Here is an 11,316-nt window from a genome sequence, read left to right as displayed (position 1 = left end):
ATAAATTTTAAGCTTTTTTAACTAGATCAGCCATCAAAAATGCAAGCTCTAAAGCCTGATCAGCATTTAGTCTTGGATCGCACTGCGTCTCATATCTCTCTTTTAGCGAGCTTTCAGTGATGTTTAGCGCGCCACCGGTGCACTCTGTCACATCTTTGCCAGTCATCTCAAGATGCACGCCACCTGCTCTTGTGCCCTCAGCTTTGTGAATTTCAAAAAAGCTTCTAACCTCGCTTAAAATTTTACTAAATTCACGAGTTTTGTAGTTGTTCGAGGCTTTAACGGTATTGCCATGCATAGGATCGATGCTATAAACGATATTTAGCCCCTCGCGCTTTAGCTCTCTTAAAATTTTTGGTAAATTTTCGCCAATCTTATCAGCGCCCATTCTGATTATCACATTTAGTCTGCCAGCTTCATTTTCTGGATTTAGCTTATTTGCGAGTGCGACGACGTCTTCAGCTTTTGCGCTTGGTCCAATCTTAACGCCGATAGGATTTTTAACGCCGCTTAAAAAATGCACGTGAGCGTCGTTTATGCCGCGCGTTCTCTCGCCTATCCAAAGCATGTGAGCCGAGCAGTCATACCACTCGCCACTAAGGCTATCAACCCTAGTTAGCGCCTCTTCATAAGGCAAAAGCAGTGCCTCGTGAGATGTATAGACTGCTGTTTGATTTATCGCTGGAGTGTTTGCTGAAGTGATGCCACAAGCTGCCATGAAAGATAGAGTTTTTGTTAGATCATCAGCTAGTTTTGCGTATTTCTCACCGATCTCTGGCTTTTTAACAAAGCCTAAATTCCACTTATGCACCTGATGAAGGTCTGCCAAACCTCCTCTTGAAAAGGCTCTTAAGAGGTTCATCGTAGAAGCACTTTGATAGTAGGCCTCTATCATGCGTTTTGGGTCGGCAATTCTAGCCTTTTCGTCAAATTCAAAGCCATTTATGATGTCACCTCTATAGCTTGGCAACTTAACGCCATTTACCTCTTCATAATCGCTACTTCTAGGCTTTGCAAACTGCCCTGCTACGCGGCCTACTTTGACCACTGGACAGCCACCGCCAAAGGTTAAAACTATCGCCATTTGAAGTAAGACCTTAAACATATCTCTGATGTTGTTTGCGTTAAAATTTGTAAAGCTCTCAGCGCAGTCGCCACCTTGAAGCAAAAAAGCCTCGCCATTGCAAACTTTTGCAAGCTCATTTTTAAGACTTCTAGCCTCACCAGCAAATACCAAAGGCGGAAGTGCTTTTAGTTTTTCTTCAGCCTCTTTTAGCTCTTTTAAATTTGGATAAGTTGGTTGTTGCAAGATGTTAAATTCTCTCCAACTATCTCTGTTCCAAGTCATAAATTTTTCCTATCTTTTACCTTGATTTAGCGCTGATTATATCACGCAAAACTTAAAAAATAAAAGCCATTAATGGGTTATTAAAGATATTTTACATACAATCACTACTTTAAATTTACCCAGAAAAAGAGAAGATTTTTTTCATGATAAAAGGCATTTTTTATTCGCTTTTGGCATCAGTTTTATTTAACTGCATCTACTACATGTCAGTGCTCATGAACCCCATCAGCACGCAAGCTCTTATTGGATACCGCATGATCTTTGCCATGCCTTTTGTCATCGCCGCCATTTTTTTGTTAAAACAGCAGCGAAATTTCAAATTTTTACTTCTAAAAATAAAGCTAAAACCTAAAATTTTACTAGTTTTGCTTGCTACCTCGCTCATCGTCTCATTTCAGATGTGGCTCTATCTCTGGGCTCCAAGTAACGGCGCAGCGCTAAAAGTCTCTATAGGCTACCTCATCATGCCAATAGTCATGGTCCTTTTTGGACGGATATTTTTCAAAGAGCACCTCTCAAAAACAAAGCTAGCATCGATATTTTTTGCAGCTCTTGGCGTCTTTAGCACAGCAGTCATAAGCGGCGGAATCTCGTGGGAGAGCGCTGTAGTTTTTTGCCTTTATCCAGTCTATTTTACCATTAGAAAGTACTACAACCTTGCAAATTTCTCAAGCTTTGTTATCGAGATAATTTTTATGTTTTTATTCTCATTTTATTTTGCGCTCACAGCCGATATGGACTACGTAATGAGCCAAAATCCAAACATCTACTATCTGCTCATCTTGCTTGGTGCTATCAGCGGCATAGCCCTCATCGCCCAGATCCTCTCAAGCACGCTCGTGCCGATAAATGTACTAGGTTTGCTTACATATTTTGAGCCTATAATGATGCTTTTTGTCTCATTTGCCATCGGCGAGAGACTGGAGAAAAGCTCATACTTTTTGATGATCTGCCTAGCCATCTCTGTCACGCTTTTGATGATAGATAGTATAAATTCTATAAAAGGCGACAAAAATACCAAGACTAAATGAGAGCCAAAAAGGCGTTATTTTAGCGCTTAGCGCCTTTTTTATGTGGGGATTTTTGGCGGTTTATTTCAACCTATTTAGCAAAGATGTCGATGCTTATGAAATTTTAGCCCACAGGATCATCTGGTCATTTTTCTTGATGGCGGCAGTGCTTTGCATTAATGGCAAAATGGGCGAAATTTTTGCGCTTCTTAAGGATATCCGCTCGCTAAAGGCTCTATTTTTAAGTGGTATTTTTATCACCATAAACTGGGGCGTTTATGTCTATGCGGTGGGTAGCGGCAAAATTTTAGACACGAGTTTGGGATATTTTATAAATCCCTTGATAAGCATGCTCCTTGGCGTCATCATCTTTAAAGAGAGCTTGAGCAAAGCTAGCGCCATAGCCGTTTGCATCGTCATCGTAGCCGTTTGCGTGCAAATTTATGCCAAAGGTGGCCTGCCACTTGTCTCTATCATCTTGCCACTTTCGTTTGGATTTTACGCGATGGTTAGAAAGATGGCTAAGATTAGCGCATTTAACGGGCTTTTTATCGAAACATTTTTTATGTTTCCATTTGCGCTTGGCTACGTTTTATGGCTGGTTTTTCACTCACAAAGCCACTTTGGACTAAACGAGGACTCACTTTTAATGATCGCTTCAAGCATCGTCACTATCGTGCCACTTGTCGCTTTTAACGCAGCTACGACAAGGATAAATTTAACGACTATCGGCTACTTGCAATACATCTCACCAACCATCGCGATCCTTTGCGCGGTCTTCATTTATGGCGAAATTTTAGATGGCTACAAAGTCGTCTCATTTTGTATGATCTGGCTGGCGCTTGCGATAATTAGCGTAGATAAATTTAGAAAAAGGAGTAAAAATGAATAGCATTACGATTTATTTGCTGCTTGCATTTTTTGCGGCGCTTATTTTATATTTTCAGATACAAAAACTAACCAAAAAGCTTGACGATGAGGGGGCAGTGCCTGCTTATCAAAAGGCTGCGCAAGAGGTTTTAGAAAATTTAAGCAACGCAGAGAAATACCCTAAATTTTGCAATGTCATACAAAAAAAGATAAATACTCTAAGACAGGACATACTCTTTGAAGATGCGCTAAACGAGGCTAGTGACAAGGACAAAGCCCTTGATCAGCTCGAGCAGACAAGAGATAAGCTAGAAGCACTTTTGAAACAAGAAAATGCAAACTGGGAGAGCGAACTTGTTGAAATTTTAGACGAGATCGATGGTTTTGTAAAGGCAAATTTCAAAAATGGCGAAAATAGAGCTGAAGAGCTAAGGGATGAGCTAAAAAAAGAATTTGATGGGTTGTGAGAGTGACTTTGGCATTTTAGGCAAGCTCTAAATTTTACGTCTAAAATATTGATTTTTACTCAAATTTACATCTATTAATTGAGTAAATTTAAACTCATTAGAGCCAAATTTAAAGCTTCGCTTTTAGAGCCATTATCCTCTTGTATGAAGCGTCAATTCGCTCTTTGCTGATCTTTTTCTCATTTACAGCATCGATTATGATCTGAGCCACTAGATCAGCTGTTCTTTGGTTATTTATCTTAAACTCGCTAAAAAGCAAAATATCGCCACCAGCGTTTATAAATTTCACCACTTTTTGCGCCAAAGCTTCGTCGCCAACGCCTTTCATCAGCATATCATCGCTGATAACCACTCCATTAAATTTAAGCTCATTGCGAAGCAGATCGGTTATTATTTTTTTAGAAAGCGTGGCTGGATTGTCCTCGTCGATGCCCTTTACAAAAAGGTGTCCAACCATGATGATCTGCGCTCTACCTGTGCTTATGGCGTCTTTGTATGGCAAAAGCGCATCTTTACTTAGCGTGACCTCGCTCTTATTTTTATGCGAGTCCTCTTTTGAGCTGCCATGCCCTGGAAAGTGCTTAAGTGTCGTTAGGATGCCCTGCTCTTTAAATGCGTCCATAAAAGCATCAGCATAGATCACCACTTTGCTTGCATACTCGCTAAACGCCCTTTGCTTAGCGGCGATGATCGGCGAGTTTTCATCATGCAGATCGACCACTGGGGCGAAATTTAAATTTATGCCGCACTCTTTTAAATTTATAGCCATTTTTGAGTAGAGACCATAGGCACTTTTGATATCAAGCGTGCTTGCGACCTCGTATGCGCTAGGATATGGGCCATCAAAGCTCTTATCCTTCATGCGGCTTACATTGCCGCCCTCTTCGTCGATAGCGATGAAAATTTTAGGGCTTTTCTCTTTGATCGCCTTTATGCTAGCTTTTAGCTGGGCTTTGCTGGTGACATTTCTGCCAAGTAGCATCACACCGCCAAATCTCTCGTACCCAGCATCGCTTAACATCGCGCGAAACGCAGCGTCTTTTGTGCTAGCGCCGTTAAAGCCGACCATTATCATCTGCGAGACCTTGGCTCTTAGGCTCACTTCTGCGCCGTTTAGACCAAGAGCAAAAACCGCCACAAAAAGTATAAATTTAAAAGCTCTCATCTTCTTCCCAAAAGCGATTTAACGCTCTCAAAAACGTCTTTGCCATTTAGCATATTTTCAACCTCACTGGCTATGGGCACATATATGCTCTTTTCTTTAGCGATCTTGCTAATGGCCCTTGCAGTATCCACGCCCTCTGCCACCTCGCCAAGCTCATTTAAAATTTTCTCTAGTCTCTCGTGCCTTGCGATACCAAGACCAACGCGGTAGTTGCGTGAAAGTATCGATGAAGCGGTTAAAAACAGGTCCCCTGCACCGCTTAGCCCCATAAATGTCTCATCTTTTGCGCCAAAAAATTTACCAAATCTAGCCATCTCGACAAGCCCACGCGAAATAAGGCTCGCCCTTGCGTTGTTGCCAAGACCAAGACCGTCGCAGATACCACCAGCTATGGCGATCACGTTTTTATAGGCTCCGCACACCTCAGCGCCGATCACATCATCAGATGTGTATGCTTTCATATAACTTGGGAAAAATGAGGCAAATTTTAAAGCTAAATTTTGATTTTTAGAATTTACCACCAAGGCGCAAGGCAGCTTTTGCATGATCTCTTTTGCAAAGGTCGGTCCAGAAAGAAAGGCCAAATTTTCACTATCCACAAAATCCTCGTAAATTTCATTTAGAAATTTGAGATTTGCCGTGTCTATGCCCTTGCTGGCGACTAAGATCTTTTGACCTTTGTTTTTGTAGTTTTGTTTTAGCCATAAATTTGTAGCTTGCGTTGGGATCGTGCAGACTAGATACTCGCACTCCAAAGCCTCCTCTAAGCTTACAAAATTTGGCATCTCTCTTGGCGTTCTTGAGCTGATGACACACTCGTTATTTTCGCTAAATGCGTAAAAAAGCGCACTGCCCCACTTACCAGCTCCGATGACTGCTATGCTCATTTTAGCCCTTTTTTAGCCTATTTTGGCCTTTAAAAGCTCATTGACCTTGCCTGGGTTAAAGGCACCCTTGCCCTCTTTCATCACCTGACCGACAAAGAAGCCAAACATCTTATCTTTGCCGTTTTTATACTCTTCGACTTTGTCGGCGTTTGCAGCCAAAATTTGATCTATAATGGCAACGATCGCTGAGTCGTCGCTCACTTGTTTTAAGCCAAGCTTTTCGATGACGCTATCAACGTCCGCGTCATTTTCCATTAGATAGTCAAGTACCTCTTTTGCAGCCTTGCCGCTTATCGTGCCATCTTCTATGCGTTTTAATAAATTTATCATCTTGTCACTACCAACTGGGCTTGTCTCGATCGTTACGCCATTATTTAAGCGGCCAAGAAGCTCGACTATGAGCCAAGTAGTAGCTAACTTTGGAGAAATTCCAGCAGCGATCAGCTCTTCAAAATATCTAGCCATCTCAACGCTTTGAGTTAAATTTAAGGCATCGCTCTCTTTTACGCCTAGCTCGCTAACATATCTTGCGACCTTTTGCTCGGCAAGCTCTGGAATTTTGATCGCTTCGTTATACATCTCTTCTGGCACTTCAACAGGGAGCAAGTCAGGGTCAGGAAAGTACCTATACTCCGCGCTATCCTCTTTGCCACGCATAGATCTTGTTACTAAATTTGTCGTGTCAAAGAGCCTTGTCTCTTGATAGACTTCTTCGTCATATTTGCCATCTTCCCAAGCTGCACTTTGGCGCTCTACCTCGTAGTCGATCGCTTTTTGGATAAATTTAAATGAGTTTAGGTTCTTTATCTCAACCCTTGTGTAAAGCTTGGTGTCGCCTTTTGGACGGATAGAGACGTTTGCGTCGCAGCGGAAGCTTCCCTCTTGCATATTTGCGTCGCTGATGTTTAAAAAGCGAAGAATCGAGTGCAATTTTTTAAGATAAGCCACCGCCTCGTCGCTACTTCTAAGGTCTGGCTCGCTAACTATCTCAAGAAGCGGCGTGCCGGCCCTGTTTAGATCGACCAAGCTCTCGTTTTCTTCGTGGATATTTTTACCAGCGTCCTCTTCAAGGTGCGCTCTAGTTACGCCGATGCGTTTTTTAGTGCCGTTTACGTCGATGATAAGCTCGCCGCCTTCTACGATAGGGATCTCAAACTGTGAAATTTGATATGCCTTTGGAAGGTCTGGGTAGAAGTAGTTTTTTCTATTAAAGACTGATTTTTTATTTATCTTAGCGTTTATCGCTGTGCCAAAGCTGATCGCCTTTTTGACCGCCTCTTTGTTTAGCACAGGTAGCGCTCCAGGCAGAGCTAGGCAGGTCGGACAAACGTGAGTGTTTGCCTCGTCGCCAAAGCTAGTCGAGCAAGAGCAGAAAATTTTAGTTTTTGTATTAAGCTGAGTGTGAACTTCTAAACCGATAACGACTTCAAACATATTTTTACCTTTAAATTTATGCAAATTTTTAGTGCGTATTTTAGCGATACTTTCTTTTAAAATATCTAAAGGGGAGCTTTGAAGGAAATTTAAAAACACTAACAATTCGTAACATTAATGATAAAAATTTAAATTACAAATTAAATATTTTTCGTAAGAAAAAAATAATATAGCTATAATAAAAAAAGACAAAATTTTATGAAAGGAGCTTGTATGAGCGACAAAGAAAATGTTGTTTTAGAAGATGGCGAACGCATGCTGTCTCCAGTTCCGATGTCTGAGCGACGCCCAACATTTAACCAGATAATGGTCTGGGTAGGTTTTGGCTACGTCGTTACTGGACTTTTCATAGGTGGCGTTCTAGCCGGTTTTGGCGGAAAGCCTGGCGTCTCACCTCAAACTGCCCTTTGGGCGATCATTTTAGGTATGGGCTCGCTAAGTATCATCACTGCGCTACTTGGCATAATGGCTCAAAAAACTGGTATGAGCCTAGCTCTAGTTTCTAGGTACTCTTACGGCATAAAAGGTGCAAATTTGCCAATGATCATCATGGCACTGCTAACACTTGGCTGGTTTGCCAGCATCACTGGCATGGTCGGTCAAATTTGGGGTTCATTTATAGGCAATCCAAGTGGCGTCATCGTCTTTGACCCAGCAAATTTTGGCTACAAAGATATCACACCGATCACGCTTGAGGTCTTTCTTGCTTGCTTTATCTTTGGCATCATCTTTACCATCACAGCATACGTAGGTATCAAAGCTATCGAGGCTATCGCGATCCCTATAAGCCCTGTTATCTTAATCATCGCAGTCTATGTTGGCTACGAGATGTTAGCAGAAGGCGGCGGAGCTGCAGCCTTTTTGGAAAAGACCAAAAATATACAAGGTCTTGGACTTGGAAACGCTATCACAGCTGTTGTTGGTAGCTGGATAGCAGGAGCTGTTATGGGCGTTGATCTATTTAGATTTAACAAATCAGTAAAAGCTGTCATAGCTGGTGTCGTAGCTTGCTTTATACTAACAAACCCTCTTTTAAACATAGTTGGCTACATCGGCGCAGTAAGCGTTGGTCAGTTTAACTACGTAGAGTGGATGCTAACAAAGTCAGCCCTTTTAGCTATCATCGGTGTCATCGCTTGGACAGCATCACTTTGGACTACAAATAACGCCGAGCTCTACTGCAACTCGCTATATACCGGTCCAGTGCTCTCAAGCATAAATTTAAACATCAATAGAAAAAAACTAGTGCTACTCGCTGGCATAGTAGGCACTGTGCTTGGCTCATTTGCCTTTTATCAAATGTTTTTTGCGTCGTTCATCACGATACTTGGTACATTTGCTCCGCCTCTTGCTGGTCCGTTAATAGCTGATTATTACATCATCAAAAAAGGAAAGTACGACATCGCTAAATTTAACAGCGAACCAGACTATCACATGGCTGGCGTTATTTCATTTGTCATAGGCGCTTTGCTTGGATTTATCTTCCAATACTATTTGCCACTTCCATTTGACCTACCATCAGGTCTTGTAGCGTTAGTTATTACGATTATTATCTATCCGATATTTTATAAAATTTTTAACAAGGAGATGAGATGAAAAAGGTAGTTTTAAACGAATTTAGCGCAAGAGAGCTAAAGCAAAAATTTGAGGCGCACGAGATAGATAGCGCTATCACGACCTTTGGTAGCTGCGAGAGCCACGGCTGGCACCTGCCGCTTGGCCCTGACCTTTTTGTGCCTGAAGAGATCGCAAAAAGAGCAGCTCTAAGACTTGGAAAGACTATCGTTGTTCCAGGCGTGCCTTTTGGTACTTCTATCCACTACAATCAATTTCCTATGTCAGTCACTCTTAGATTTGAAACCACGATAGCGATCGCTGAAGACATTTTTGAGAGCCTTATAAACAATGGCATAAAACATATCATCATCCTAAATGGCCACGACGGCAATATACCTGCCCTTGAGATCGCTGCTAGAAAGGTAAAAGATAGACATAAAGACGCTGTTTTGGTCTTTATCCCTGCTTGGTGGAACATCACAGGAGCTAGACTTAAAGGTACATTTGACGTCTGGGACGGACTTGGTCACGGCGGAGAGGGCGAGACTTCTATAACTATGGCGGTTAAACCTGAGCTTGTAAATTTAGAGTACGCAAAGTCACAAGTGCCTCATGACGTTATCGGTTTTGGCGAGTTTAGCACCATCATCTGGGATATCAAAGAGGTAACAGAGACAGGTGCTACTGGAGATAGCACAAAAGCTAGCCTAGAAAAAGGTCAAAAGATGCTTGATTGTGTGACTGACTACGTTGTCGAGATCGTTGAAAAGCTTGAAAAAATGGGCTGGAAATACGACCACAGAAAATAAATTTATGTGCGCTAGAAATGGCGCACATTTTTACTGCTTAATTATTCACTAAATTTATAAAACAAAATTTGAAATATAGTAGAAATTTAAAAAAGAGAAAAGCCATATAAAAATATGGCTTTAAATTTTAATGCTCGTGCTCGCTAATAGCGACTGCGCCAGCTAGATAAACGTAAGTTAGCATCATGAAGATAAATGTTTGCAAAACAGCCATAAGTGTTAGAAGTGCAAAGGCTGGAAGTGGAGCAAACCATGGTGCAAGTGTAAGCATCGCAAGTAAGAACAAGTCATCGCCCTTGATGTTACCAAAAAGACGGAAAGATAGCGAAACTACACGTGAAAGATGCGAGATGACTTCGACTGGAAACATAATAGGAGCTAGAAATTTGTTTGGTCCCATAAAGTGTCCAAAGTATTTGAAAAAGCCATTTTCTCTAATGCCCTCAAAGTTGTAGTAAATAAATACAACCAAAGCCAAAACTAGAGTTAAATTTAAGCTTGAGCTTGGTGACTCAAAGCCAGGGATGATGCCGATGACGTTTGAGAAAAATACGATAAAGCCGATAGTTGCGACAAGTGGGAGGTATTTTCTAGCTAGCTTTTCGCTACCTAAAGTATCCTTGCCCATAGAGATAACGCCCTCTAAATAAGCCTCAACTATGTTTTGAAGGCCCCTTGGCACAAGTTGCATTTTACTCCTTGCGATGTAAGCAACGATGAGGATGATCAAAGCTACAAGGCAAAAGTGAAATGCGTAGATGAAGGCATGTGAATGGTTTAGCAAATTTGAGAATAGAAACAAATCTTTCATTGATTTACCTTAGATTTAGAATTTTGCGTGATTGTAACAAAATTATTGTTAAAACATTTTTAATTTTAAGCCTTGAAGTAGTCAAAAAGTAGTTTGCAAATGGTCGCTGCGACAACTATCAAAAACATCGTTCTAATAAATTTGACCTCTTTTTTGATGACTAAATTTGAGCCAAAATATGCTCCTAAAATTTGTCCCACAGCCATCAAAAAGCCAACTAGCCAAAGTATCTGCCCGCCGGCTATAAAAACGCCAAGTGCTACGATGTTGCTGGTGAAATTTAAAGCCTTTGTGTGAGCGACTGCCTTTTTTAAATTTAGCCCGATAAGTGCCACCATCGCAAACATCCAAAATGAGCCAGCTCCTGGGCCAAAAAAGCCGTCATAAAAACCTAAAATAAGCCCAAATATGACATAAAATAGCCTCTCATTCATCTTTGCAGCCCTGTCGCTCTCGCCTATCTTTGGCGTAAAAAGCGTGTAGATGAAGATGGCGATTAGCAAAAATGGGATGATGATCTTTAAGAAATTTGCATTTAAAAATAAGATGAGCGTTGCGCCGACGAGAGCACCAATGAATGTAAAAACTATGCCAACAAAGCACTCTTTGTAATCAATCAGCCCTTTTTTAGTGAAATTTAGCGTTGCCGTGAAGCTGCCAAAGACGCCTTGAAGCTTGTTTGTGCCAAGGGCAAGATGCGGTGGCACGCCCATTGCCATGATGGCTAGCAAGGTGATCAGTCCGCCGCCTCCTGCGATCGCGTCGATAAAACCACCCAAAAATGCAGCCACAAAAAAGACGACGTAGCTAAGTAGGTCAAATTCCATTTTTGCTCTTTGTAAATTTAAGTTTAAAAGCGGATTGTAGTTTAAAGTTTTGAAATTTCATCTTAGAAATGGGAGTTAAATTTGAGCGAGAAATTTAAAAAAGCCTTTAAACATTAAATTTAAAGGCTTTT

The 11,316-nt window shown here is 41.4% G+C and carries 11 protein-coding genes; 5 read left to right on the top strand and 6 right to left on the bottom strand.

Annotated features, from left to right (window positions below):
* Positions 1 to 7: 7 nt before the first annotated feature.
* Complete coding sequence (locus tag CVT00_RS04430; protein WP_107915550.1) at positions 8 to 1,348, bottom strand: class II 3-deoxy-7-phosphoheptulonate synthase; 1,341 nt, start codon at positions 1,346 to 1,348, stop codon at positions 8 to 10.
* Between the two features lie 143 nt (positions 1,349 to 1,491).
* Here CVT00_RS04430 and rarD (CVT00_RS04425) point away from each other — a divergent pair, with 143 nt between their 5' ends.
* Genes rarD (CVT00_RS04425) through CVT00_RS04415 form a run of 3 tightly spaced genes read left to right on the top strand, consistent with a single transcriptional unit; the run spans position 1,492 to position 3,695 of the window.
* Complete coding sequence (rarD, locus tag CVT00_RS04425; RefSeq protein ID WP_021092375.1) at positions 1,492 to 2,379, top strand: EamA family transporter RarD; 888 nt, start codon at positions 1,492 to 1,494, stop codon at positions 2,377 to 2,379.
* Positions 2,363 to 3,250 (top strand): EamA family transporter RarD, encoded by an 888-nt coding sequence (rarD, locus tag CVT00_RS04420; RefSeq protein WP_107915548.1) that lies wholly within the window; start codon positions 2,363 to 2,365, stop codon positions 3,248 to 3,250. Before rarD (CVT00_RS04425) ends, rarD (CVT00_RS04420) begins: the two co-directional genes overlap by 17 nt.
* A complete protein-coding gene (locus CVT00_RS04415; protein WP_107915546.1) occupies positions 3,243 to 3,695 on the top strand; it encodes an aryl-sulfate sulfotransferase in 453 nt (150 codons plus the stop codon). Before rarD (CVT00_RS04420) ends, CVT00_RS04415 begins: the two co-directional genes overlap by 8 nt.
* Positions 3,696 to 3,804: 109 nt before the next feature.
* On the opposite strand, the gene CVT00_RS04410 is transcribed toward CVT00_RS04415, so the two are convergent.
* From CVT00_RS04410 to gatB, 3 genes are read right to left on the bottom strand one after another with little or no spacing between them, the layout of a single operon-like run.
* Entirely contained in the window at positions 3,805 to 4,860 is a 1,056-nt protein-coding gene (locus tag CVT00_RS04410; RefSeq protein WP_103558148.1) for a glycoside hydrolase family 3 N-terminal domain-containing protein, read from the bottom strand.
* Positions 4,857 to 5,747: an NAD(P)H-dependent glycerol-3-phosphate dehydrogenase gene (locus tag CVT00_RS04405; protein WP_103558149.1), complete on the bottom strand. Its 891-nt coding sequence runs from the start codon at positions 5,745 to 5,747 to the stop codon at positions 4,857 to 4,859. Before CVT00_RS04405 ends, CVT00_RS04410 begins: the two co-directional genes overlap by 4 nt.
* Before the next feature lie 12 nt (positions 5,748 to 5,759).
* Positions 5,760 to 7,181 (bottom strand): Asp-tRNA(Asn)/Glu-tRNA(Gln) amidotransferase subunit GatB, encoded by a 1,422-nt coding sequence (gatB, locus tag CVT00_RS04400; protein ID WP_103558150.1) that lies wholly within the window; start codon positions 7,179 to 7,181, stop codon positions 5,760 to 5,762.
* Between the two features lie 213 nt (positions 7,182 to 7,394).
* Between gatB and CVT00_RS04395 the strand changes: the two genes are divergently transcribed.
* Both CVT00_RS04395 and CVT00_RS04390 read left to right on the top strand, forming a co-directional pair.
* Complete coding sequence (locus tag CVT00_RS04395) at positions 7,395 to 8,777, top strand: purine-cytosine permease family protein (protein WP_107915544.1); 1,383 nt, start codon at positions 7,395 to 7,397, stop codon at positions 8,775 to 8,777.
* Positions 8,774 to 9,547, top strand: a complete 774-nt coding sequence (locus tag CVT00_RS04390; RefSeq protein ID WP_021089789.1) for a creatininase family protein — start codon at positions 8,774 to 8,776, stop codon at positions 9,545 to 9,547. The genes CVT00_RS04395 and CVT00_RS04390 overlap by 4 nt, the downstream gene beginning before the upstream one ends.
* A gap of 127 nt (positions 9,548 to 9,674) precedes the next feature.
* Here the strand turns inward: CVT00_RS04390 and CVT00_RS04385 are convergent, their stop codons facing one another.
* The gene (locus CVT00_RS04385) at positions 9,675 to 10,358 is read right to left on the bottom strand and encodes a F0F1 ATP synthase subunit A (protein WP_103595324.1); all 684 of its coding nucleotides are present in this window, start codon (positions 10,356 to 10,358) and stop codon (positions 9,675 to 9,677) included.
* A 65-nt stretch (positions 10,359 to 10,423) separates the two neighbouring features.
* Entirely contained in the window at positions 10,424 to 11,185 is a 762-nt protein-coding gene (locus CVT00_RS04380) for a TSUP family transporter (RefSeq protein ID WP_103558152.1), read from the bottom strand.
* Positions 11,186 to 11,316: the final 131 nt, after the last annotated feature.

It is taken from the genome of Campylobacter concisus, from assembly GCF_003048675.2.
Lineage (GTDB): Bacteria > Campylobacterota > Campylobacteria > Campylobacterales > Campylobacteraceae > Campylobacter_A > Campylobacter_A concisus_F.
Note: the sequence above shows the minus strand (reverse complement) of the source record. Positions and strands in the feature narration are given on the sequence as shown.